The sequence below is a fragment of the Rubrobacter marinus genome (genome assembly GCF_011492965.1).
Lineage (GTDB): Bacteria > Actinomycetota > Rubrobacteria > Rubrobacterales > Rubrobacteraceae > Rubrobacter_F > Rubrobacter_F marinus.
The window spans coordinates 2263567-2287229 of sequence record NZ_CP045121.1 but is presented as its reverse complement, the minus strand read 5'-3'; the positions used below and the strand labels follow the sequence as shown (position 1 = coordinate 2287229).

The window sequence follows — 23663 nt, the reverse complement described above, 5'->3', positions numbered from 1 at the left end:
TCTCAAACCGAAGGGAAGTGGATCATGGTGGACCGCAACCGTCCGGCGCGCTACGAGGTAGGAGGGCGCGCCGCCCTCAAAGCCACGGGCCAGCCCGTCGAGATACTCGAGGTCCGCCGCGGGGAGTTCGTCCCCGACTTCGTCTACAAGGTGCGCGTCCTCGCCGAGAGACCGGCCCGCCCATACAACCTCTCCGTCCCCGAACACGACCTGTCCGACGGTTGAGCAACAAGCGCTACAATCCCGGCCCTCGGTAAGAAGGCCCGCCGGGGAAATCTGGCGAGCTCTCGCCTCGCCGGACCTGCCGGTAGCCTCGATGCAGCCTGGAAGCCCGTAAGAGAGGCAGGGTCTCCCGACGCCGCGCTTTTTGCTTAGAAGCCCTCGCCGGAGGTGACGCTCAGGTACGCGACGTCCACGAGGGGGACGCCCGTCTCGACCGCGCGGTTGACGGCGCGGGAGAGGGCTTCGGCGGCCACGCCGGCATCGGGGAAGTGGCCGTCGAGGAGGCGGGCGGCGCGCGCGATCTCGTAGAAGGAGAAGCGCCGCTTCTCGCCCGTCAGGGTGTAGACTGCTTCGAGAACGTCGAGCCTCAGCGAGATCAACTGCTCGAGTCGCCAGCGGATCTCGTCGCCCGTGAGGTTCATGGTCTGGTAGAGGCGGGCTATCTCGGAGATCTGGACGAGCGCGGGGGCCCGCTTGCTCAGCCGCGCCACCGACGTCTCGTCGAGGTACCGGCGGGCGGTGATGCGGGCCAGGGCGAGCTGCCCCTTCTCCCCGTCGAAGCCCGCGAGCGGCCGCCCCGTGTCCCCGCGCGGCTCGCCCGCTCCGGGGGTCGCCCCGGTCATGCGGATCTCTTCGCCTCCGACGAAGACGCGCGGGAGGTGCCCGCCGGCGTAGTACGCCACCTGGTGCGCCATGGCGCACGCCTTCTCCGCGTACCCGGGGGCCGCGCCCGTGCGGATCTCGACCCACCGCCGCACCGTCCCCGAGTACAGCCTCTCCAGGGCCCTCCAGGTGGCGTCCCCGCGCAAGTCCAGCTCCCCCGGCTTCTCGGTCACGACCCTGACCTCCGCCCCGGGCAGGTCGCGCGAGTAGGCGTGCCGCACGGAGAGGAGCAGCCGCTCGAACTCCTCGTCCACCGTCCCGGAGAGGTAGCGCCGCCGCTCCGCCGGCAGCACGTACATGAGGCGGCTCTTGATCCTCCGCTCCTTGCCCTCCGCGGCCTTCAGGCGGTCTATCGCTTCGTAAAGCTCTCGCCTCCGCTGATACACCAGCGCCGAGAGGCGCTCGACCTCGTCGTCCTGGGCGAAATCCTCGGCGGCGGACCACGCGTCGTCGCGCGCGGCGCACACGGCCTCGTGGGCGTTCTCCGCCCGGATGACCGCCCGCTGCTGCTCCTCTCGCTCGCGCTGAGCTTCCCCCAGCTCCCGCTCCAGCGTCTCTATGGTGGAAGACAAAATGAGACCTTCCCCGCTTCTCCAACCCGTTAAAGTGATTCTACAGTAACACGCGCGAGCGTTGCGCCCGGCGACCCCAACGGCTAGATTTCCGTAACGCTTACTCTCCTAGGAGGACGACAATGGATTTCAACACGGGACGCGGTTCCGGGGAGCCTTCACGCCGCCCAGACGATTCGTCGAGCCCGCTGTTCGGCAGCGGGGAGACGGGTCCGCCACGTTCTCCTGCCGGCCCATCTCCTGGAGGATCGGGCGGCGAGTTCAGCCTCTCCGACCCCATAAACAGCTTCGTCAGGACCACCGTCGCGGTCTTGACGAGGCCCAAAGAGTTCTTTCGCGGCATGTCGCGGCAGGGGGACTTCATCAACCCGGGGGTATACGGGCTTATATGCGGTTTCATCTCGGCCTTGCTCGGCGGGCTGGTCGGTCTCGTCTTCGGATCCGTGTTCTCCGCACTCAGCGGGGCCGAGGCGGCGACAGGTATCGGAGGATTCTTGGTCGGCGTGATCCTCGCCCCGATATTCACGGCTATCGGTCTGCTGATTACGGCTGGCGTCTACCATCTGCTCGTGCTCCTGCTCGTGCGCCCCTCAAACGGCGGCTTCGAGGCGACCTTCCGGGTGGTCTGCTACGTCTCCGCGATACAGCTGCTGACGTGGATACCGATCGTGAACATCATCGCGGCCATATATGGGCTGTACGTGGCGTACTTCGGTATTCGAGAGGTCCACGCCACGACCAACCAGAGGGCCGCCGCCGTCGTCGCCCTTCCCGTGCTGGTAGTCATCTTCTTTATCATCTTCGTAACTGGTGCCGCGATACTTCTCCAATTCGCATAAAGGGGCCGTTAGCCGCCCCAACGCGCGACCGCTATACTGGCTCAAATTTCGAGTCGAGGAGGTATTCGCGTGGCGAAGACGGTCACTCTCATTCCGGGGGACGGCGTAGGTCCCGACCTAACAGACTCCGTGAAGGAGGTTATCGGCGCCCTCGGCACCGACATCGAGTGGGAGGTAGCCGAGGCCGGCGAGACGGTCATGGAGGAGAAGGGCACGCCCCTACCCGAGGAGGTCCTCGAGTCCATCCGGCGCAACAAGGTAGCGCTGAAGGGGCCGCTGACCACCCCGGTCGGGACCGGGTTCCGCTCGGTGAACGTGGCGCTCCGCAAGGAGCTCGACCTCTACGCGAACGTCAGGCCGAACCTGAGCCTGCCGGGCCTCGACCTCCGGTACAAGGATATAGACCTCATTATCTTCCGGGAGAACACGGAGGACCTCTACGCTGGCGTCGAGCACCAGGTCGGCAAGCACGCGGCGGAGTCGATCAAGATCATCACGCGAGAGGGTACGGAGAGAATCTGCCGTCTGGCCTTCGAGCAGTCGAAGGAGCTCGGCCGCAAGCACATAACGGTGGTACACAAGGCGAACATCATGAAGTTTACGGATGGCCTCTTCCGGGACGTCTTCTACGAGGTCGCCAAGGACTACGAGAACGATTTCGAGGAGATCGACGACCGCATCGTGGACAACATGAGCATGCAGCTCGTGATGAAGCCGGAGCTCTACGACGTGATGGTCTGTCCGAACCTCTACGGGGACATCCTCTCGGACCTCTGCGCGGGCCTCACGGGAGGGCTCGGCGTGGCGCCGGGGGCGAACATCGGGGACGAGCTCGCGCTCTTCGAGCCGGTACACGGCTCGGCCCCAAGTACGCCGGCCAGAACCGGGCAAACCCGCTCGCGACGCTCCTCTCGGCGAAGAACATGCTGGACTACATGGGGCACGAGGAGGACGGAGAGAGGATGCAGGCCGGCATCGAGGCGGCGCTCAAGAGCCCGAGACGAGGACCAAGGACCTCGGCGGCACGGCGGGCACCAAAGAATTTACACAAGCGATAGTCTCAAACCTGTCTTAGAGGGGTACACTGGTTCGGTTCGTATAGGCTCAAGACGGGAGGGTCGGTGCGCGTCCTCGTAGCTGGTGGTGATGGATTCTGCGGTTGGCCGACGGCCCTGTACCTGTCGGCGCAGGGTCACGAAGTATTTATAGCCGACAACTACAGCCGCAGGGGTTGGGACGAGGAGCTCGGCACCAACTCGCTCACGGAGATCTCGGACCTGCCGACCCGCGTCGCCCGCTGGCAGGAGACCAGCGGGCGCGAGATCGGCTACGCCTCCGGCGACCTTACGGACGAGCGTTACGTCTACGAGATCGTGGACCGCTTCAGGCCGGACGCCTTCGTCCACTTCGCCGAGCAGCGGAGCGCGCCGTACTCAATGATCGACCGCTCCCACGCCGTCTTCACCCAGGTGAACAACGTCGTCGGCAACCTGAACATCATGTACGCCATCGGCGAGATCGTGCCGGAGTGCCACCTGATCAAGCTGGGGACGATGGGCGAGTACGGCACGCCGAACATAGACATCGAAGAGGGCTACATCACCATCGAGCACAACGGCCGGACGGACACGCTGCCGTACCCGAAGCAGCCCGGCTCCTTCTACCACCTCTCCAAGGTCCACGACTCGCACAACATCCACTTCGCCTGCAAGATCTGGGGCCTAAGGGCCACCGACCTCAACCAGGGCGTCGTCTACAACGTCGAGACGGACGAGACGGCCTCCGACCCCGTGCTCGCCAACCGCTTCGACTACGACGGCATCTTCGGGACGGCGCTGAACCGCTTCTGCGCGCAGGCGGCGAGCGGGAACGACATCACGGTCTACGGCGGGGGCGGCCAGACGCGCGGCTTTATCGACATCCGCGATACGGTGCGCTGCATCGAGCTCGCGGCGAACAACCCGGCCGAGCGGGGCGAGTTCCGGGTCTTCAACCAGTTTACGGAGCAGTGGTCGGTGCTGGAGCTTGGGCAGCTCGTCGCCAAGGTCGCGCAGACGCTAGATCTGGAGCCGAACCTGGTGCACCTGGAGAACCCGCGGGTCGAGAAGGAGACGCACTACTACAAGGCTGCGAACACCCGTCTTATAGACCTCGGGCTGAAGCCGCACCTCCTGAACGAGGAGACGGTCGAGAAGCTGCTGCTGATCGCGATGGAGAACCGGGACCGCATCCATCCGGAGACGTTCGCCCCGCAGGTGAACTGGCGCAAGCCGCACTACAAGTAGGACCATCCGGGCGATACGTTTGCGGATCGCGTTCGTAACAGAGTCTTTTCTCCCGGCGACCGACGGCGTCGTGACGCGCCTGCGCCACACCTTGGACGAGTTGGGCGCCTTCGGCGACGAGTTCCTCATCATCGCCCCGAAGTACGGGGAGGGGCCCTCGTCGTACGCGGGCGCCCCCATACATCGGGTGCCGGCGGTGCCGTTCCCGCCGTATCCTCAGATCAAGCTGGCCCCCCCGAACCCGAGCGTCGGCAGCGCCCTCCGTCGCTTCCGCCCCGACCTCGTACACGTCGTCAACCCGTTCGTGCTCGGGGCCTCGGGGGTGTTCTACGCCCGGCGCATGGGAGCGCCGCTCGTGGCCTCGTACCACACCAACGTGACGGTCTACGCTCGGTTTTACGGCCTCGGCTTCCTCGGCGGGCTCGGACGCCGCTGGGTGCGCGCGCTTCACAACCGCGCCAGGATCAACCTGTGCACCTCCGAGACCACGCAAGAGTACCTCGAGAGCGAGGGGGTCCGGGGCGTGCGGTTCTGGCCGCAGGGGGTCGACGCCAGGCGCTTCCATCCCGACAAGCTCTCCAAGGACCTGCGCGTGCGGCTCTCGGGCGGTAGCCCCGGCGAGCGGCTCCTGCTCTACGTCGGGCGCTTAGGGCACGAGAAGAACATCGCCGGGCTCAAGGGGGTGCTTTCCGGGGTCCCGGGGACGCGGCTCGCCATCGTGGGCGACGGGCCCGCGCGCGGCGAGCTCGAGCGCGAGTTTCGGGGGACGCCCACGGTCTTCGCGGGGATGCTACAGGGGGAGGAGCTCGCGCAGGCCTACGCCTCGGCGGACGCCTTCGTCTTCCCGTCCACCACCGAGACGCTCGGGCTCGCCATGATAGAGGCCCTCGCCTCCGGCCTGCCGGTGATCGCGGCGCGCAGCGGCGCCACCCACGAGGTCGTCTCCGAGGGGGAGAGCGGCTTCCTCTACGATCCCGGCTCCGTGGAGAGCATGGTCTCCGCCGTCCGGCGCGTGCTCGCCGACGAGGACACGCGCCTGCGCTTGAGCGACGGGCACGTACCGCGGCCGAGGGACGGACCTGGGAGGCGTCGACGGCCACCCTTCGCGGTTACTACCGGGAGGCCATGGCGAGATGAAGGAGAAGGGGATCGGCTGGGCGGTTCGCCCGACGCTTCTCCAAGTTCTCGGTGGTCGGCGTCATCAACGCCGTCGTGGACCTTGCGGTGCTGAACCTCTTGCTGTGGGCCTACCCGACGGAGGAGCCGTGGCAGTTCGTGCTCTACAACTTCGTCGCCCTCGTCCTCGCGAACGTCAACTCGTACGTCCTGAACTCGCTCTGGACCTTCAGGGGCCAGGCCCACCCAGGCCTCAAGCAGGGCGGGCTCTTCGCCCTGCAGGCGCTCGTCGGCGTCGGGGTCAGCAGCGCCATCTTCTGGCTGCTCATACACTACGCGCTGAACAGCACGGGCCTCTCACCGGTCGTCGCGGGGAACGTCGCGAAGGTGATCTCGACGTCCATCGCCTCGACCCTCAGCTACTTCGTGCAGCGGTACTACGTTTTCCCGCGCGAGGGGTAGAGGGGCCTCGCAGGGGCGCTTGTAAGCGCTCCGGGGTCGTGCTAAATTACGACTGCGTTCGGCGAGAGCGGGGCGCGAGAGCGCGGAAGTAGCTCAGCTGGTAGAGCATCACCTTGCCATGGTGAGGGTCGCGGGTTCGAATCCCGTCTTCCGCTCTGGCCCCGGAGGCACGGGGGCTACGGCGGCATGGCCGAGTGGTGAGGCACCGGACTGCAAATCCGTTAACCCCGGTTCGATTCCGGGTGCCGCCTCTCGGCGGAGACGATTGGTCTCCGGCACAACGGGCGATTAGCTCAGGGGGAGAGCGCTTCCTTGACGCGGAAGAGGTCAATGGTTCGAATCCATTATCGCCCACTTCGAACTACGGGCTCGCGGCTGTAGCGGGCCCGCCTCTCTCATTCCCCGCTCTTTATCCCTACGGCGGGCGTGGAGCCGCTCCAAACCCAGGGCCGTTCCGGTACTAGAATCTCCCTTGCGGAGCAGAGACGCTAACCTTGGAGATACTCGATGACGTTTTCTTTTTGCAGCCCTTCGGAGGATCAAAGATGGCCGCTGTAAAGCTCCCCGATGGCAGGGAGCTCGCGGTGGAGCCCGGGGAGAAGGCGCGCGACGTGGCCGAGAAGATCGGCAAGCGTCTCGCGAGGGATGCCGTGGTCGCCAAGCTCGACGGCCAGGTCGTGGACCTCGACGCCCCCGTGGACGGGGGTGGTCTCTTCGAGGTGGTGACCAGGGACTCCGAGGAGGGGTTGGAGGTCCTGCGCCACTCGACGGCTCACGCCATGGCCCAGGCCATCATGGAGCTGTACCCGGGGAGCAAGCTCACCATCGGGCCGCCCATCGAGAACGGCTTCTTCTACGACATCGAGGTGGACGGCAAGATCTCCGACGACGACCTGCCGGCCATAGAGGAGAAGATGCGGGAGATCGTCGCGCGGGACCTGCCGATCGTGCGCGAACAGGTCTCCAAGGCCGAGGCCGAGGAGCTCTACGGGGATAACCCGTACAAGATGGAGATCGTCGAGGCCCTGGAGGACGGCGACATCACGGTCTACCGCCAGGGCGAGTTTTTCGACCTCTGCCGCGGCCCGCACGTCCCGAGCACCGGCGCTCTCGGGGCCTTCAAGCTCCAGAACATCGCCGGGGCGTACTGGCGCGGCGACGAGAAGAACCCGATGCTCACGCGCGTCTACGGGACCGCGTGGGGCTCGGAGAAGGAGCTCAAGGCGTACCTCAGGCGGCTCGAGGAGGCCAGGGCCCGCGACCACCGCAAGCTCGGGCGCGACCTCAAGCTCTTTACGTTCTCCCCGGACGTCGGCGCGGGCATACCGCTCTTCCTGCCCAAGGGCGAGATGCTCCGCCACCTCATGGAGGGCTACGTGCGCGAGGTCCAGACCCGGCACGGCTACGACCACGTGTGGACGAGCAACATCGCGAACGAGACGCTCTACGCCAAGAGCGGGCACCTGGAGCACTACCGGGAGGACATGTTCCCCGCGATGGTCGACGGGGAGACGCGCATCCGGCTCAAGCCGATGAACTGCCCGAGCCACATGACGCTCTACAACAGCGAGGCGCACTCGTACCGCGAGCTCCCGATCCGCTACGCCGAGTTCGCGACGCTCTACCGCTACGAGAAGAGCGGTCAGCTCACGGGCCTCACGAGGGTGCGGGCGCTCACGCAGGACGACGCGCACGTCTTCTGCACCGAGGGTCAGGTCCAGGAGGAGTTCTCGCGGGCGCTGGAGATTATCCGCGAGGTGCTCGACACGTACGGCTTCGAGGACTACAAGGTCCGCCTCTCCCTGCGCGACCGCGGCTCGGACAAGTTCGTGGCCGACGACGAGAAGTGGGCGCGGGCCGAGGACGCCCTGCGCGAGGCGCTGGACGCGGCCGGCATCGCCTACGAGCCCGTCGAGGGCGAGGCGGCGTTCTACGGCCCGAAGGCGGATTTTATGGCGAGGGACGTCCTCGGCCGCGAGTGGCAGCTCTCGACGATCCAGGTCGACTTCATCCAGCCGGCCCGGCTCGGCTGCGAGTACATCGGCGAGGACGGTGAGGCGCACACTCCGGTCCTTCTGCACAGGGCGGTCACCGGTACGACGGAGCGGTTCATGGCGGTGCTCATCGAGCAGTACGCAGGTGCGTTCCCGCTGTGGCTCTCGCCGGTACAGGCCGTCGTGATCCCGGTTGCAGACCGGCACCTCCCGTACGCTCGCGAGGTCCGGGCGAAGCTCGCCGCCGCCGGTCTCAGGGTCGAGGTCGACGGCTCGCAGAACAGCATGCAGAAGAAGATCCGGGAGAACGCGCGTCAGAAGATACCCTACCTCCTCATCGTCGGGGACGCGGAGGCGGGGGAGGGGTCGGTCAACGTCCGCAAGAGGGGCGAGAAGACCCAGGAGGCCGTCGGGGTCGACGACTTTATCCAGCGCACCGGGCAGGAGATTGCATCACGCGGCTCTTATGGACGGAAGTAGAGAGGACGCGGTATAATAGTTGCAGGTTGGGGACTGGGGTACGCTCGGGTATGATTTAACCGTGTTCGGGCCGCAACCCATCCCCGAGAAGCCGAATTTGGAAGGAGTGGTGTACAGTAGCCGCTGAAGAAGAACCAAGGATTAATGGCCAGATCAGGGCGCGTTCCGTTCGTCTGATCTCCGAGAAGGGTGAGCAACTCGGGATCCGGCACATAAGGGAGGCCCAGGAGATCGCCGAGAAGCAGGACCTGGACCTGGTCGAGGTCGCTGCGAACTCCGATCCGCCCGTGGTCAAGATCATGGACTACGGCAAGGACAAGTATCGCAAGGAGCAGGCCCGCAAGGCCGCTCGCAAGAAGCAGGTCAACATCAACGTGCGGGAGATCAAGCTCCGGCCGAAGATCGGGGACCACGACTTCAACACCAAGCGCGGGCACGTGGAGCGTTTCCTCCGCGGCGGCGACAAGGTGAAGGTCACGATCATGTTTCGTGGCCGCGAGGTGCAGCACCCGGACCTCGGCGAGAAGCTCCTGCGCAGGCTCGCCACCGACCTGGAAGACCTCGGCCGCATCGAGAGCCAGCCGAACCTGGACGGGCGCAACATGGTCATGGTGATGTCGCCCAAGAAGGAGGTCCCCCCGAAGGCCGAGGCTAAGGCCGACGGCGGCAGGGGCGAGCGTCAGGAGAGCCAGGAGACGAGCGCCGCCCGGTCCTAGCGCCAAGGTCTGGTACAATCTTTCGCTGTTCGGAGGCGAACCGGCTACTCCCGTGCCGCGAGCCTCCTTTCGTAGTGCAGACAAAAGAAAACGTGGAGGACGAAACGTGCCGAAGATGAAGACCCACAAGGGCGCCGCCGGGCGCTTCGAGGTCACCAAGAAGGGGAAGCTCAAGCGTCGCAGGAGTGGTCACAACCACATCCTCGAGAAGAAGAGCTCCAAGCGCAAGCGGCGTCTCAACACCGAGACGACGATCCACGCCAACGACCAGAAGCGCGTCATGCGCCTTTTGGGGGTGAAGTAGTTGGCACGCGTCGCGCGCAGCCTTCACGCCCGCAAGAAGCGCCGCAAGGTTCTCGAGCAGGCCAAGGGCTATCGGGGAACAAAGAATAGCTCGTACAAGCGGGCGAAGGAGCAGGTCTGGAAGGGCGGGGTCTACGCCTACGCGGGCCGCAAGCAGCGCAAGAGGGACTTCCGGTCGCTCTGGATCCAGCGGATCAACGCCGGCGTTCGTGAGCACGGGCTCTCGTACTCGCAGTTCGTGCACGGCCTGCGGCTCGCCGAGGTGGACCTTGATCGGAAGATCCTCGCGGACCTCGCCGCGACCGAGCCCGCCGCCTTCGCCGCGGTGGTCGAGAAGGCCAAGGACGCCCTGCAGGCCGCCTAGGACCGGCGGGGGGCCGTCCCGGTGTTCGAGCGCATATCGGCCCCCCGGCTCATCGTCATGGGGTTCGCCGGGTTCGTCGTACTCGGGACGGTCCTCCTAAAACTTCCTTTCTCCAGCGTCGGGCTATCTTGGCTCGACGCTTTTTTTATCGCCGTCAGCGCGGTGTGCGTCACCGGGCTGACCCCGGTGGACATCCCCTCGACCCTCAGTACCTTCGGGGAGATCGTTCTGGCGGGCCTGGTGCAGGTGGGGGGGCTCGGGATCATGACCGCGGCGACCCTCGGCGCGCTGCTGGTCCGGGACCGCCTCGGGTTCAGGCACCTGCTGACCGTCCGCGAGGAGCTTGGTAGCCCCGACGCCCCGCGCAACGTGCTGCGCCTGATCGGCCAGGTGGCGCTCGTGACGGTGGCGGTGGAGCTTGCGGGCGCGCTCTTTCTGACCGCGCGATTCGCCCTCGACGGGGTGGGTCTCATGAACGCTGTGGGCTACGGCCTCTTCCATGCCGTGACCGCGTTCTGCAACGCCGGCTTCTCCAACCTCGCGGAGGGCCTCTACCCCTACGCCGGTGATTGGACCCTGACGCTCGTCCTCGCCGTGCTCGTCCTCGCGGGCGGCCTCGGCTTCCCGGTGCTCGTGAACCTCTACAACTACCCGAGGCGTCGATACCTCACCCTGCACTCCAAGCTCGTGCTCGTGCCGTCCGCAATCTTGCTGGTCGTCGGGGTGGCGAGCTTCGCGGCGTTCGAGTGGACCAACCCGGCCTCGATGGGCGGCGAGCCGCTCGGTACCAAGCTCGCGCAGTCCGTGTTTCAGGGGGTCACACCGAGGACTGCCGGGTTCCAGACCGTGGATTACGCAGACCTAACCGACCCGACCCTCGCGGTGCAGACCGTGCTCATGTTCATAGGGACGGCCCCTGTTTCGACCGGCGGCGGGATCAAGGTGACCACCATCGCCCTGATCTTCCTTATCCTCGTCGCACAGATCCGCGGGGAGCGGGAGCTGACGGCCTTCGGACGCCGCGTCCCGGGGAACCTCGTCGGCGAGGCGCTGGCTCTATTGTCCCTGGGCGCGTCGATCATCTTCGTGGCGACCCTCGCCCTCATGGTCTCCGACCGCTTGCCGCTGTTGCCGGCCCTCTTTGAGGTCACCTCGGCGTTCGGGACGGTGGGCCTCTCGCTCAACGTCACGCCGGAGTTGAGCGCGTTCGGCAAGGTGCTGATCGCTGCGGTCATGTTCATGGGGCGGGTCGGGACGATAACCCTTATAGTGGCCCTCGCCGCGCGCTCCAAGCCCCGGCGCTACACGTACCCTCAGGAGGATATTGCGATCGGATGAGTAAGCAGTTCGCCGTAATAGGGATGGGCCGGGTCGGGACCTCGTTGGTCAGGACCCTCGACACCCTGGGGCACGACTACCTCGGGATAGACTGCGACGAGGAGCGCATCCAGGACCTCGCGGCGGAGCTGCCCGGGGCCAGCCTCGTGACCGCCGACGCGACCGAGGGCACCGTCCTGCGCGACCTCGGGCTCGAGAGCTTCGACGGGGCTGCGGTGGTCGTCGGGAACAACGACCAGGCGAGCGTGCTGGTGACCCTGATCTTGAAAGACCTCGGGGTGCCGGTGGTGTTCGCGCGTGCGAGCAGCGAGCTGCACGCCCGGGTGCTCGAGAGGGTTGGGGCGGACCACGTGGTGCAGCCCGAGAGGGAGTTCGGCGAGGCCCTGGCGCACCGCATAGCCTCGCCCGGAATCCAGGATTACCTGGATCTCGGGAGGACGAGGCGCTGATTCGGATGACGACCCCGGAGGGGTGGGTCGGCAGGACGCTCAAGGAGCTCCGGCTCCCCGAGAAGAACGGCGTCGAGGTCGTCACCGTCAAGTCCGCCGGCCGGGGGATACCATCCCCCGCGCTCCGACCTGCCCTTGGAGCGCGGGGATCTCCTCGTCCTCGGCGGCCCGAAGCGGCGCCTCGACGAGCTCAAAGAACTGGATTGATGCCCTCCGCGGCCGACCTCAAGCGACTCGCGAAGCTCAAGCAGAAGAAGTACCGCGAGGCGGAGCGCCTCTTCCTGGCCGAGGGCCGGAACCTCGTCGGTTCATCGCCGCAACCTCCGCTGGAGACCTACGACGATCCCGCCGCCGTCAAGAGACTCTCCACGCTCACCACCCCGACCGGCCCCGTCGCCCTGTTCCCGTTCCTCGACGTTCCCCCGGACGAGCTGCTCCGGAGCAGAGACCTGATCGTCCTGCTCGACGGCGTACAGGACCCGGGGAACGTCGGCACCGCGATCCGGGCCGCCCACGCCTTCGGGGCGGGCGTCGCCCTCTCCTCCGGGACCGCCGACCTGTACAACCCCAAGACCGTGCGGGCCACAATGGGCTCTCTCTTCCACGCCCCCGTGGCCCGCGAGCTCGATCCGACCGGCTTCTTGGCGTCGGCCCACGCCGCTGGTTTCGCCTCCGCGGCGGCTATGCCGGAGGGAGGAGACGCGCCCGCCGATTTGCCCGCCGGCAAGCTCGTACTCGTGGTGGGATCGGAGGGGGCGGGCCTCTCGGAGGAGGTGGCCGTGGCGTGCTCACTCAGGGTCACCATCCCCGTGCTCGCGCCGTCTCTGAATGCCGCCGTAGCGGCCTCGATCCTGATCTACGAGGCCCACGGCCGTATGCTAGGATAGCCCGTAGATGTCCGTGGTTGAGCGCATAGAAGAGTTGAAGACGGAGGCCCTCTCCGCCCTTGCCGACGCGGGCACCACGAAGGATCTCGAGTCCGCGCGCGTGCGCTACCTGGGCCGCTCGGCCGACCTCACGGAGATAAAGAAGGGCATCCGCGACCTGCCCCCGGACGACCGGAAGGCCGTCGGCGGGGCGTCGAACAGGGCGACAAAGGAGATCGAAGCCGCCCTCGCGGAGCGCCTCGCCGAGGTCGCCGTCTCCGAGCGGGAGGAGCGGCTTCGGGCCGAGGCCGTGGACGTCACGCTCCCGGGGGTGCCGTACCCGAAGGGCAGCCTTCACCCGTCTCTGCGGATCATCGACGAGGTCGTCGACTTCTTCGTGGGCCTGGGCTACAGGGTCGCGGAGGGCCCCGAGGTCGAGACGGACTATTACAACTTCACCGCGCTGAACATCCCGCCGGGGCACCCGGCGCGCGGGATGCAGGACACGTTCTTCCTAGACGACGGTCTCGTCCTGAGGACGCACACCTCGCCGGTGCAGGTCAGGACGATGCTCTCGCAGGAGCCGCCGGTCTACATCGTCTGTCCGGGGCGGACATACAGGCGCGACTCCGACCCGACGCACACGCCGATGTTCAACCAGATCGAGGGCCTCGCGGTGGACAAGGGGCTCACCCTCGGGGACCTCAAGGGGACGCTCGCGGCGATGGCCCGGCACGTCTTCGGCGAGGACGTGAAGGTGAGGTTGAGGCCGAGCTACTTCCAGTTCGTCGAGCCTGGGGTAGAGCTCGACGTGAGCTGCTTCGTCTGCGGCGGGAGCGACCCCAACTGCAAGGTCTGCAAGGGTGCCGGCTGGATCGAGATGCTTGGTGCCGGGATGGTGGATCCCGCGGTCCTCTCCGAGGCGGGCTACGACCCCGAGGAGTACACCGGTTTCGCCTTCGGCATGGGACCCGACCGCATGGCGATGGTCAGGTACGGCATCCCGGACCTCAGGCTCTTCTTCGAGGGCGACCTCCGCTTCCTTCAGCAGTTTTAGAGTTCTAGTCCTTAGAGGGAGATCACTTTGCGCGTCCCGCTTTCCTGGCTCCGCGAGTACGTAGATTTCGACCTTTCGGCCGACAATCTGGCCGACCTCTTCTCGCTGCGCAGCCAGGAGGTAGATGGGATCGAACGCTTCGGCGTCCTCGACGGCGAGGTCGTCGTCGGGGAGGTGGTCGAGTTCGGGCAGCACCCCAACGCCGACCGGCTGAACGTGGCGAAGGTCGACCTCGGGGGGCAGATCGTGCAGATCGTGGCCGGCGCCCCCAACCCGTACCCCGGCGCCCGCGTCCCGGTCGTCGTGCCGGGGAGCGTCCTCGCCGATGGCCGAAAGCTGAAGAAGGCGAAGCTCCGGGGCGAGGAGTCCAACGGCATGATGATGAGCGAGCGCGAGCTCGGCATCTCCGCCGAACACTCCGGGATACTCCTCCTCGACGACTCCTACGAGGTCGGACGCCCCGTCTCGGATTACTTCCCCGTCGGCGAGACCGTCCTGGAGCTCGACGTCAACCCGAACCGGCCGGATCTGTGGGGCATGATCGGGGTGGCCCGCGAGCTGGCCGCCATCCTGAACACGAAGTTCGAGGTCCCCGAGCCGGTCTTCGACCCCTCCTGCGAGCCGACCGGCGCCTACACCCTGCGCGTGGAAGCCCCCGAGCTCTGCCCCCGCTACGATCTCAGGCGCGTCTCCGGCGTCCGCCCCGGCGAGAAGGCGCCGTTGGAGCTGCGCCGCCGCATCCACGCCGCAGGGATGCGCCCCGTCAACGCCGTCGTCGACGCGACAAACTACGTCATGCTGGAGACCGGACAGCCCATTCACGCCTTCGACGCCGGCGAGGTCCGGGGCGGCATCGTCGTCCGGCGGGCCCATCCCGGCGAGAAGATGACCATGCTCGACGGCCACACGCGCTCCCTCGACGAGGAGATGCTCGTGATCGCCGACGAGGAGCGCGGCCTTGTCGTGGCGGGCGTGATGGGCGCGGAGACCGCCGAGGTCGGCGACGAGACCACCGACGTCCTCGTCGAGGTCGCGACCTTTGCGGGCCGCAACATAATGGAGACCTCCCAGCGCCTCGCGCTGCGCACCGACGCCTCCGGGCGCTTCGAGCGGGGTCTCGACCCGAATATGGTCGACTTCGCGATGAACCGCGTGACGGACCTTATCGCGAGGACCACCGGCGGCGAGCCCGCCCCCGATACCCTCAGCTTCTACCCCGAGCCCGTCGAGCCGTGGGAGGTGCCGCTCCGCCTCCCGCGCGCCGAGCTCCTGCTCGGGATGCCGGTCGGGGAGGGCGAGGCCGCCGAGCGTCTCCGTGGACTTGGCTGCGAGGTGGAGGCCGGGGAGGGCAAGCTCGCCGTCACCGTCCCGACCTTCAGGCGCGACCTGACGCGCGAGGCCGACCTGATCGAGGAGGTCGGCCGTCTCGTGGGCCTCGAGAACGTCCCCGAGAGCCTGCCGAGGGCCCCGCAGGTGGGCGGCCTCACCCCGGAGCAGCGCAAGCTCCGCGCCCTGCGCCGCCTCCTCGCCGACCTCGGCCTCCACGAGGCCGTCACCTACCCCTTCGGCCCCGACCGCTGGACGCGGGACCTCGGGCTCGCCGGGGACGTCGGAGCGCCCCTCAAGCTCCAGAACCCATTGAGCGCCGAGGCGGGCAACCTGCGCCGCACCCTGCTGCCGGGCCTCCTCGACGCCGCCGCCCGCAACCGCTCCTTCGGCGCCCGTGGCGGCGCCCTCTTCGAGGTAGGACACGTCTTCGAGCCGAAGGAAGGCCCGGAGGGGATGCGCGAGTACGCCCTCCGCTACCGCATGCGCGGCGAGATGGGCCCCGACGCCGAGGTACCCCCGGAGCTACTCATGGGGGTGGGGGAGAGCAACAAGGTCGCGGGCGTGCTCGCGGGCATCGTCCGCGCTGCGGGCTGGAACGTCCCGCCGAAGCCCGCGGGCTTCTTCGAGGCCAAGGGGCTCGTCGAGAGGCTGATCCCCGGTGCCACCTTCGAGCCCCGCACGACGCCCTTCCTCCACCCCGGACGGGCCGCCGTGGTGCTCGTGGACGGCGAAGAGGCCGGATGGGTGGGGGAGGTGCACCCGGAGGCCGCCGAGAGCTTCGAGCTCGAAGGGTGGCCCGTCGCCGCCTTCGAACTCGACGTCGCGTTCGCCGATCCCGACCCCGAGCCCCGTTTCCGCGCGTTCGTCAACGTGCCGGCCGTCTCCATGGACCTCGCCGTCGTCGTCGACAGGGACGTACGCGTCGGGGAGATGCTCCGGGAGGTCGCCGCGCTCGGCAGCCCGATCCTCGCCGAGACGCGCGTCTTCGACGTCTACGAGGGCTCGCAGGTCCCCGAGGGCAAGAAGAGCGTCGCCCTGAACTTTACGTTCCAGGCCGAGGAGACCCTCACCGACGAGGCGGTGAAGGAGGAGCTAGATCGCGTCTCCGCCCGCCTGCGCGACGCCTTCGGCGCCGAGGTGCGCAGCGGTTAGGGGCGGCCTCCCGCGCCCCACTCCTCCGCGAGGACGCTCATGAGGATCGCATCGTGGAACGAGCCGTCCCGGCGGACGGCCCCCCGCAGGCGCCCCTCGTGGGAGAAGCCGATCTTCTCGTACGCCGAGATCGCCGGCTCGTTGAAGTCGAAGACGCTCAGGCCCACGCGGTGCAGCCGCAGCTCCTCGAACGCGTACCCGAGGAGGAGCCGTATGGCCTCCGTCCCGACGCCCTGGTCCCGGTCGTCGGTCGACCCGACGATGATCGAGAGGTCCGCCGAGGAGTTGGCCTCGCTCACGTTCATCAGGCCGATGACGCCTACGGGCTCTTCCACCCCCTCCCGGTGGATGGCGAAGGAGTCGTCGATGCTGGACAGCTCCCGGTCCCTGAAGAGGCGCTCGACCGCCGACTGACGCATCGGCCCCGACGCCCAGCTCGTGAGCCGCCAGACCTCCTCGTCGCCGTACCAGCGCGCGTAGAGCGGGTAGTTCTCCCTGCGGTGGCGCCGCAACTCGACGCCCTCCCCGATCAACTCGCGCGTCCTCCCGGTGCGGCCCATCGCGCCATTATATGCGGGGTTCTCCGTTGGAGATATCGGAAATCATGTTAAAATTACAGCATCATGAAAGTAATTCAGGACAGAATCGTTTCGTTGGGTTTCGGTAAGTATGTGCGGGCGGACAAGATCGTCGCGCTCGTACCGATAGAAGAGGATCGCGGCAGCGGCCGGCGGACCCTCGTGTACGTGGAGAACCTCCCCGAGCCGCTCGTCGCGGGGCGGACGGAGGGCACGATCGTGCGCGACATGGTCGGCGTCGAGAGCGGTGCGGTGGAGCTCCTGCGCCAGCTCCAGATGCAGATCGGGCAGGTCAGGCCGCTCCTCAAGGGCTCCATACGCTCCGAGGCCGGCCTCGACCTCGACCAGCTCTCCCACCGTATCTCGGACCTCACCGGGGAGCAGTAGGGCGTTGGAGCTCGGCGACGTCCTCGGGCGCGACTTCTACGATCGCGACCCGAGGCAGGTCGCCGTGGACCTCCTGGGTTGCGTCCTCGCCCACGAGACGGACGAGGGCACGGCCTCCGGCGTGATCGTGGAGACCGAGGCGTACCTCTGCATGGACGATCCGGCCTGCCACGCGTACCGCTGGCCCGAGATGAAGAACAGGACCATCTTCAAGGGCCCCGGCCTCGCCTACGTCTACCTCATCTACGGCAGGTACCCCCTGATCAACGTTAACTGCGAGGAGGAAGGCAAGGGCAGCGCCGTCCTTATCCGCGCGCTGGCTCCCCTCGTGGGCCTCGACCTTATGGCCGAGCGCCGCGGCAAGCTGGACCTGTGTACCGGACCCGGAAAGCTCACGCAGGCCCTGGGCATAGAGATGCGCCACGACGCCCACGATCTCACGCACCCGCCGCTCACCCTGCGCTACGGGGAGGCCTCGGAAGGCGAGATCGTCGCCACCACCCGCATCGGCCTCAGCCGCGGCACCGAGCTACCCTACCGTTACCTCGTCGAGGGAGACCCCAACGTCTCCGTTCCGCCCAAGACCGTCGCCGAGCGCGGGCTGAGGCGCGGCGGTCCCGTCCCCACCATCTGACTTCTCCTAAATCTTAGGAGTACTAGAAGCCGTACTGGGCCGCCGCGGCCCCGCTCGACGGGTCCGTCACGGACGGCGCGGTCACGGGCGGCGCTACAGGTTGCCCGGGAGGCGTGGGAGGCACGGCGCCCGTCGCACCGCCTATCCCCGGAACGGTATTGGGCGCGGCCTGCTGCAACCCGTTGGCCTGACCTGGCGCGGCGGGGGTCGTGCTCTCGAGAGAAGACGGAGCGCCGGGAGTTTGCTCCCTGCCCTCCGTCAAGGTCTGCGAACCGTCGATGCCCTCGAAGCGCTCCACCGGAGCGCCTTCGAGGAGGCGCTGCATGTGGGTCTGGAAGATCACGGCCGGCGGGGCGAGGGGTCCTTTCTGGGTTCTGCTGTCCAGCGCGAGCAGCCCCTCCAGGGTAGCGCCGCCCTCGGCGTAGCCCATCCATACGCCCGTCACGAGCTGCGGGGTAAAACCGACAAACCACGAGTCGAAGAAGTTCTCCGAGGTCCCGCTCTTGCCGGCTACGGGGCGCTCCCCGAGGTTGGCCTTCGTCGCGATCCCCTCGGTGACGTCCCCGATCATGACCTCCGTCGCCGCCCGCGCCACCTCTGGCTCGATCACCTGCTCGCCTTCGGGGCGGTCGCCCTCCTCGCGCAGGACCGTCTCGTTCTCCTGACCCTCGTTCTGCACGACGCGTTTGATCCCGGTCGGCGACACCAGGCGCCCCCCGTTCGCTATCGTGGCGTAGGCGGTGGCCATGTCCATCGGGGAGACCTCCCGCGTCCCGAGTACGATGGAGGGGTTCGAGGTGTCGAGCTCGGCCGTTACGCCGAGCCTGTGCGCCACGTCGGCGATGGCCTCCGGGCCGTTCTCGAGCCCCTTGCCGTCGGCGTTCATCACGAGGTCCGTAAAGACCGAGTTGTCCGAGAACCACAAGGCCTCTTCCAGCGTGATGGGCCCGCGGTGCTCCTCCTCGAAGTTGTCCACGACCCACTTCTCCGGGTTGCCCTCGGCGTCCTGGATCGTGTACCGCTTCTTCTCGGAGACGAACTGCGTCGTCTTCGGGTCGATCCCCTGCTCGAGCGCCGCGATGAGGGCGAACGGCTTGAAGGAGCTGCCCGGCTGGCGCCTTGCCTGCGTCACGAGGCTGAACTGCGACTCCGTGTTCCGGTCTCCTACCATCGTCCTTATGTAGCCGGTCTCGGGCTCGATGGTCACGAGCGCAGCGTCCGGGTCCCCGGCGTAGGCGAGGAAGCCCGCCGGCCCGTAGAGCATCTCCCGGGCCCCCGTCTGTGCCTCGAGGTCGAGGGTCGTGTAGACGCTCAGACCGCCCTGAAGGACGGTAGCCGCCCCGTACTCGTTCACGAGCTCCTCGCGCACCGTCTCCGCGAAGTCCCTCATCTCGGGCGGGCCCGTGAGGCCGGACTCGATCATGGGCGCCTTCGGCCACGGCTCCGGGAGGGGCTCGTCGAGGGCCTGCCGGTGATCCTGGCGGGTGATGTAGCCCGCCTCGAACATGTTCTCCAGCACCAAGTTGCGCTGGTACATGGCCCCCTCGCCGTCCACCCCGAGCGTCGAGGGCGACCAGAGGAGGCCGACGAGGGTGGCTGACTCGCTTAGGGTAAGGTCGTCCACCGATTTGTTGAAGTAGGTCTCGGCCGCGGCCCCGACCCCGTAGGCGTTGCTCCCGAAGTACACGGTGTTCAGGTACATGCCGAGGATCCTGTCCTTCTCGTAGCGCCGCTCGAGCTCGATGGCGATCGCCGCCTCCTCGAGCTTCCTCGAGATGGAGCGGTCCTGAGAGAGGTACGCGTTCTTCACGTACTGCTGGGTGATCGTGCTGGCGCCCTCGACCGCTTCCCCGGCGCGGATGTCCACCCAGAGCGCGCGCATGATCCCGGCGAGGTCGACGCCGGCGTGCTCCCTGAACCGGGCGTCCTCCTTCGCGACGAGGGCGTCGAGGAGCGTCGCCGGCATCTCGTCCACGGAGGCCGCCTTGCGGTTCTCGCCCTCGAAGATCGTCCCCACCACGCGGGCGGAACCCTGCGCCTCGCCGATCGGCTCGGAGTAGATGTACGTCGGATGCGAGGAGACGACCGGAGGCTCTTCCAGCTCCCCGACGCTGCGCACCAGACCCAGATAACCGCCCGCCACGAAGAAGAGCGCCGCCACGACGCCGCACAGCAACGCCACGCCAAACCACTTGAGAATGCGTGCCTTGAGGCTCTCCTTGCCGCGACCGCGGTTCTTCTTGGCATCCTTGGAGGGGCCGACCCGCAGCGTGCCCTTACCGGGCGCCGGGCTCGACACGGCCTTGCCGCCCCTCCTCTGATAAGTGCGGGCCATCGGTGCGGTATAGTACAGCAACCGTGGACGGGTTACGAGGATATTGCGAAAGGGTTGCATTTCTTTAATGGGAGACCTCGACCGGATCTTCGCCAACGCGGTAGACGTGATCCCGCGCGACGAGCTGGAGAGGCGGCTGTCGAGCGGTCGTTCCCTCCGGGTCAAGCTCGGCTTCGACCCCACGGCGCCCGATATCCACCTCGGCCACGCCGTCGTCCTAAAGAAGCTCCGAGAGTTCCAGGATCTCGGGCACACAGCCGTCCTGCTCGTCGGCGACTATACGGCGAGGATAGGGGACCCCTCGGGGCGCTCCAAGACCCGCCCCATGCTCACCCCCGAGGAGATCGAAGCCAACACCAGGACGTATTTGGATCAGGCCTACCTCATCCTCGACCGCGACCGCACCGAGGTCCGGCACAACTCCGAGTGGCTCGCCCCCCTCACGCTCGCGGACATAATAGGTCTCACGCGCGCGACCACCGTCGCCCGCATCCTGGAGCGCGACGACTTCAGCAAGCGCTTCGGCGCCGGCGACCCGATCACGCTCACCGAGCTGCTCTACCCGCTGGTGCAGGCGTACGACTCCGTGGCCCTGGACGCCGACGTGGAGCTCGGCGGCACCGATCAGCTCTACAACCTGCTCATGGGGCGCCACATCATGGAGTACTACGGCAAGACCCCCCAGTGCGTCCTTACGATGCCGCTCCTCGTGGGCACCGACGGCTCCGCGAAGATGAGCAAGTCCCTGGGCAACTACATAGGGCTCACCGAGCCCCCGCGCGACGTGTTCGGGAAGGCCATGAGCATCCCGGACAACCTCATGAAGGATTATTACGAGCTCTTGCTAGACAGCGCCGTGCCCGACGCCCCGCCCGTCGAGCAGAAGCGCGAGCTCGCCCGCGGCCTCGTGCGCATGCTGCACGGCGAGGACGCCGTAAAGGACGCGGAGGCCACCTTCGACACCGTCGTCCGCCGCGGCATCCCCGACGACGCGCCAGAGGTGGCGCTGCCGGATGGGGAGGTCTGGATCGTCGACCTCATTACCCACGCCGGCTTCGCCGGCACGAACGGCGAGGCGAGGCGTTTCATAAAGGGGGGCGCCGTCAGGCTAGACGGCGAGCCCGTCCGAGACGAGAAGCTCGCGCTGGACGCCGGGACGCTACATGGCTCTGTCATTCAGGTCGGCAAACGCCGTTACGCCCGCCTCGTCGCGCCCTCCTAGAGACCTTGTAGAAGCGCTCGGCCGGGCGCGTTTAACGGCCCGGAAACTTTTTTCGAGGAAGCGCTTGACGCTTCGGGGCGGCGCGCTATACTCCTCATCGCCGACATCTGAGGCGGTCCCGGGAGACCGGGGCGGTGGGAATCTAAAGGTTCTACACAACTCGGAATAATCGCCCCGCCGAGAGGCAGAGGGCTTGGGTCGGTCGAAAAGAAGTGGTAGAGAGGGCGCAGTCTTGGCCCAGAGGAGCCCGCAGAGAACGGTTTGACAACCGGGATCGCGGTGCTATACTCCCTCTACCGATGACCGGAAGCGATTTGATAACCGAGGCGGTGCGATAGGGCGACTTCCCGACAAACTGGGAAGAGTCCGACGCCCACTCTAGCGAGTGGGTTTTCTTTCGCCCCCGAGGTGCTATAATCCCGGTCCGGCTCAGCCGAGAGGCAAGAGCTTGGAGGTCTTGAAAACTGAATAGTAGCGAAAGACCTAGAGAATGATAGGTGAACCCGTCTTAAAATAACGTCGGGATCTGACTCTTTGCGGCCCAAGAGTAATACGGAGGTCGCCGCCGTGGGTAGCGCCCACGACCACTTTAGCTTTTGAGCGGGCTTCGGCTCGTTTTTGCAGCTAGTTCGGAGAGTTTGATCTTGGCTCAGGACGAACGCTGACGGTGTGCTTTAGACATGCAAGTCGAACGAGAAAGCCCTTCGGGGTGAGTACAGTGGCGAACGGGTGAGTAACACGTGGGCAATCTGCCCCTCGCAGGGGGACAACCGGAGGAAACTCCGGCTAATACCCCGTACGCTCTACGGATCGCATGGTCCATAGAGGAAAGGTAGCTTCGGCCATCCGGCGAGGGATGAGCCCGCGGTCCATTAGCTTGTTGGTGGGGTAACGGCCCACCAAGGCGGCGATGGATAGCTGGTCTGAGAGGATGATCAGCCACACTGGGACTGAGACACGGCCCAGACTCCTACGGGAGGCAGCAGTCGGGAATCTTGCGCAATGGGCGAAAGCCTGACGCAGCAACACCGTGTGTGTGAGGAAGGCCTTCGGGTCGTAAAGCACTGTTGTTGGGGACGAAGGGCGAGAGGTTAATAGCCTCGAGCTTGACGGTACCCTTCGAGGAAGCCCCGGCTAACTACGTGCCAGCAGCCGCGGTAATACGTAGGGGGCGAGCGTTGTCCGGAATTATTGGGCGTAAAGAGCGTGTAGGCGGTTCGGTAAGTCTGTCGTGAAAACCCAGGGCTCAACCCTGGGCGTGCGATGGATACTGCCGGGCTAGAGGGTGGTAGAGGCAAGTGGAATTCCGAGTGTAGCGGTGAAATGCGCAGATATTCGGAGGAACACCAGTAGCGAAGGCGGCTTGCTGGGCCACACCTGACGCTGAGACGCGAAAGCTAGGGGAGCGAACAGGATTAGATACCCTGGTAGTCCTAGCCGTAAACGATGGACACTAGGTGTGGGCGGAGTCGAATCTGTCCGTGCCGCAGCCAACGCGATAAGTGTCCCGCCTGGGGAGTACGGCCGCAAGGCTAAAACTCAAAAGAATTGACGGGGGCCCGCACAAGCAGCGGAGCATGTTCTTTAATTCGATGCAACGCGAAGAACCTTACCTGGACTTGACATGGTGCTGCAAGCGCACGGAAACGTGTGACCTTCGAGGGTGCACCACAGATGCTGCATGGCTGTCGTCAGCTCGTGTCGTGAGATGTTGGGTTAAGTCCCGCAACGAGCGCAACCCCTGTGATGTGTTGCCAGCATTAAGTTGGGGACTCACATCAGACTGCCGGTGACAAACCGGAGGAAGGTGGGGATGACGTCAAGTCATCATGGCTCTTACGTCCAGGGCTAGAAACGTGCTACAATGGCTGGTACAAAGGGTTGCAAGACCGCGAGGTGGAGCGAATCCCATCAAAGCCAGTCTAAGTTCGGATCGCAGTCTGCAACTCGACTGCGTGAAGGCGGAGTTGCTAGTAATCGCGGATCAGCATGCCGCGGTGAATACGTTCCCGGGCCTTGTACACACCGCCCGTCACACCACGGGAGTAGGCAATACCCGAAGTAGGCGCAGCGAACCCCTTGCGGGACGCGGTCTGCGAAGGTAGGGCTTGCGACTGGGGTGAAGTCGTAACAAGGTAGCCGTACCTGAAGGTGCGGCTGGATCACCTCCTTTCTAGGGAGTAGGTTAGGCCGGCAACGGCCGACCGGACGAGGGTCTCGATATAGCGGGTTGAGCTTTACAGTTCCTCGTGAGGCTTCTCGACCTAGGATACTTCGACCAGACTCGACGTTGGGTTCCC

At 66.3% G+C, this 23663-nt stretch carries 20 protein-coding genes, 3 tRNA genes, 1 rRNA gene and 1 pseudogene; 22 read left to right on the top strand and 3 right to left on the bottom strand.

Going from position 1 to position 23663, the window contains the following annotated elements:
- Positions 1–24: 24 nt before the first annotated feature.
- Positions 25–225, top strand: coding sequence for a hypothetical protein (locus tag GBA65_RS11750; RefSeq protein ID WP_166396712.1), 201 nt, complete (start codon positions 25–27; stop codon positions 223–225).
- Between the two features lie 146 nt (positions 226–371).
- On the opposite strand, the gene GBA65_RS11745 is transcribed toward GBA65_RS11750, so the two are convergent.
- Positions 372–1457 carry a hypothetical protein gene (locus GBA65_RS11745; RefSeq protein ID WP_166396711.1) on the bottom strand — a complete coding sequence of 362 codons (1086 nt, stop codon included), beginning with the start codon at positions 1455–1457 and terminating at the stop codon, positions 372–374.
- A 122-nt stretch (positions 1458–1579) separates the two neighbouring features.
- Here GBA65_RS11745 and GBA65_RS11740 point away from each other — a divergent pair, with 122 nt between their 5' ends.
- From GBA65_RS11740 to pheT, 17 genes and pseudogenes are all read left to right on the top strand, one after another.
- On the top strand, positions 1580–2296 hold the full coding sequence (locus GBA65_RS11740; protein ID WP_166396710.1) for a YIP1 family protein: 717 nt from the start codon (positions 1580–1582) through the stop codon (positions 2294–2296).
- Positions 2297–2365: 69 nt separating this feature from the next.
- Positions 2366–3371 (top strand): annotated as a pseudogene (locus tag GBA65_RS11735) (isocitrate/isopropylmalate dehydrogenase family protein).
- Positions 3372–3417: 46 nt separating this feature from the next.
- Positions 3418–4581: an NAD-dependent epimerase/dehydratase family protein gene (locus GBA65_RS11730; protein WP_166396709.1), complete on the top strand. Its 1164-nt coding sequence runs from the start codon at positions 3418–3420 to the stop codon at positions 4579–4581.
- A gap of 19 nt (positions 4582–4600) precedes the next feature.
- A complete protein-coding gene (locus GBA65_RS11725; protein WP_207955713.1) occupies positions 4601–5812 on the top strand; it encodes a glycosyltransferase family 4 protein in 1212 nt (403 codons plus the stop codon).
- Positions 5770–6159: a GtrA family protein gene (locus GBA65_RS11720; protein ID WP_166396708.1), complete on the top strand. Its 390-nt coding sequence runs from the start codon at positions 5770–5772 to the stop codon at positions 6157–6159. The genes GBA65_RS11725 and GBA65_RS11720 overlap by 43 nt, the downstream gene beginning before the upstream one ends.
- 82 nt (positions 6160–6241) lie before the next feature.
- Positions 6242–6314: transfer RNA gene (locus GBA65_RS11715), tRNA-Gly, on the top strand.
- Positions 6315–6339: 25 nt separating this feature from the next.
- Positions 6340–6410, top strand: a tRNA-Cys gene (locus GBA65_RS11710).
- A gap of 31 nt (positions 6411–6441) precedes the next feature.
- Positions 6442–6513: transfer RNA gene (locus GBA65_RS11705), tRNA-Val, on the top strand.
- A 191-nt stretch (positions 6514–6704) separates the two neighbouring features.
- A complete protein-coding gene (gene thrS, locus GBA65_RS11700) occupies positions 6705–8633 on the top strand; it encodes a threonine--tRNA ligase (RefSeq protein ID WP_166396707.1) in 1929 nt (642 codons plus the stop codon).
- A 95-nt stretch (positions 8634–8728) separates the two neighbouring features.
- Positions 8729–9349 (top strand): translation initiation factor IF-3, encoded by a 621-nt coding sequence (gene infC, locus GBA65_RS11695; RefSeq protein ID WP_166398477.1) that lies wholly within the window; start codon positions 8729–8731, stop codon positions 9347–9349.
- Positions 9350–9464: 115 nt separating this feature from the next.
- Complete coding sequence (gene rpmI, locus GBA65_RS11690; protein WP_228281965.1) at positions 9465–9653, top strand: 50S ribosomal protein L35; 189 nt, start codon at positions 9465–9467, stop codon at positions 9651–9653.
- Positions 9654–10016, top strand: a complete 363-nt coding sequence (gene rplT / locus GBA65_RS11685) for a 50S ribosomal protein L20 (RefSeq protein ID WP_166396705.1) — start codon at positions 9654–9656, stop codon at positions 10014–10016.
- A gap of 21 nt (positions 10017–10037) precedes the next feature.
- Positions 10038–11354, top strand: coding sequence for a TrkH family potassium uptake protein (locus tag GBA65_RS11680; RefSeq protein ID WP_166396704.1), 1317 nt, complete (start codon positions 10038–10040; stop codon positions 11352–11354).
- On the top strand, positions 11351–11803 hold the full coding sequence (locus tag GBA65_RS11675) for a potassium channel family protein (protein ID WP_166396703.1): 453 nt from the start codon (positions 11351–11353) through the stop codon (positions 11801–11803). The genes GBA65_RS11680 and GBA65_RS11675 overlap by 4 nt, the downstream gene beginning before the upstream one ends.
- 5 nt (positions 11804–11808) lie before the next feature.
- A complete protein-coding gene (locus tag GBA65_RS11670; RefSeq protein ID WP_166396702.1) occupies positions 11809–12690 on the top strand; it encodes a TrmH family RNA methyltransferase in 882 nt (293 codons plus the stop codon).
- A 13-nt stretch (positions 12691–12703) separates the two neighbouring features.
- Positions 12704–13726: a phenylalanine--tRNA ligase subunit alpha gene (pheS, locus tag GBA65_RS11665; RefSeq protein ID WP_166398476.1), complete on the top strand. Its 1023-nt coding sequence runs from the start codon at positions 12704–12706 to the stop codon at positions 13724–13726.
- Between the two features lie 27 nt (positions 13727–13753).
- Positions 13754–16207 carry a phenylalanine--tRNA ligase subunit beta gene (gene pheT, locus GBA65_RS11660; RefSeq protein WP_166396701.1) on the top strand — a complete coding sequence of 818 codons (2454 nt, stop codon included), beginning with the start codon at positions 13754–13756 and terminating at the stop codon, positions 16205–16207.
- Here pheT and GBA65_RS11655 read toward each other — a convergent pair.
- Positions 16204–16740 carry a GNAT family N-acetyltransferase gene (locus GBA65_RS11655; protein WP_166396700.1) on the bottom strand — a complete coding sequence of 179 codons (537 nt, stop codon included), beginning with the start codon at positions 16738–16740 and terminating at the stop codon, positions 16204–16206. The two genes, pheT and GBA65_RS11655, sit on opposite strands and share 4 nt — an antisense overlap.
- A gap of 120 nt (positions 16741–16860) precedes the next feature.
- On the opposite strand from GBA65_RS11655, the gene GBA65_RS11650 reads away from it, so the two are divergent.
- Both GBA65_RS11650 and GBA65_RS11645 read left to right on the top strand, forming a co-directional pair.
- Entirely contained in the window at positions 16861–17172 is a 312-nt protein-coding gene (locus GBA65_RS11650) for a hypothetical protein (RefSeq protein WP_228281267.1), read from the top strand.
- A 4-nt stretch (positions 17173–17176) separates the two neighbouring features.
- The gene (locus GBA65_RS11645; protein ID WP_166396698.1) at positions 17177–17806 is read left to right on the top strand and encodes a DNA-3-methyladenine glycosylase; all 630 of its coding nucleotides are present in this window, start codon (positions 17177–17179) and stop codon (positions 17804–17806) included.
- Between the two features lie 22 nt (positions 17807–17828).
- Here GBA65_RS11645 and GBA65_RS11640 read toward each other — a convergent pair whose 3' ends face one another.
- Positions 17829–20141 carry a transglycosylase domain-containing protein gene (locus GBA65_RS11640; RefSeq protein WP_207955711.1) on the bottom strand — a complete coding sequence of 771 codons (2313 nt, stop codon included), beginning with the start codon at positions 20139–20141 and terminating at the stop codon, positions 17829–17831.
- A gap of 67 nt (positions 20142–20208) precedes the next feature.
- On the opposite strand from GBA65_RS11640, the gene tyrS reads away from it, so the two are divergent.
- Together tyrS and GBA65_RS11630 are read left to right on the top strand one after the other, a co-directional pair.
- Entirely contained in the window at positions 20209–21363 is a 1155-nt protein-coding gene (gene tyrS / locus GBA65_RS11635) for a tyrosine--tRNA ligase (RefSeq protein ID WP_166396696.1), read from the top strand.
- A gap of 626 nt (positions 21364–21989) precedes the next feature.
- Positions 21990–23536: ribosomal RNA gene (locus GBA65_RS11630) — 16S ribosomal RNA — on the top strand.
- The last annotated feature ends 127 nt before the right edge of the window (positions 23537–23663 follow it).

Excerpts from the sequence above, each read along its gene's own strand:
- tyrS (WP_166396696.1), top strand. The coding sequence starts at position 20,209 with ATGGGAGACCTCGACCGGATCTTCGCCAACGCGGTAGACGTGATCCCG.
- GBA65_RS11640 (WP_207955711.1), bottom strand. The coding sequence starts at position 20,141 with ATGGCCCGCACTTATCAGAGGAGGGGCGGCAAGGCCGTGTCGAGCCCG.
- thrS (WP_166396707.1), top strand. The coding sequence starts at position 6,705 with ATGGCCGCTGTAAAGCTCCCCGATGGCAGGGAGCTCGCGGTGGAGCCC.
- GBA65_RS11670 (WP_166396702.1), top strand. The coding sequence starts at position 11,809 with ATGACGACCCCGGAGGGGTGGGTCGGCAGGACGCTCAAGGAGCTCCGG.
- GBA65_RS11750 (WP_166396712.1), top strand. The coding sequence starts at position 25 with ATGGTGGACCGCAACCGTCCGGCGCGCTACGAGGTAGGAGGGCGCGCC.
- GBA65_RS11675 (WP_166396703.1), top strand. The coding sequence starts at position 11,351 with ATGAGTAAGCAGTTCGCCGTAATAGGGATGGGCCGGGTCGGGACCTCG.
- GBA65_RS11740 (WP_166396710.1), top strand. The coding sequence starts at position 1,580 with ATGGATTTCAACACGGGACGCGGTTCCGGGGAGCCTTCACGCCGCCCA.
- rpmI (WP_228281965.1), top strand. The coding sequence starts at position 9,465 with ATGAAGACCCACAAGGGCGCCGCCGGGCGCTTCGAGGTCACCAAGAAG.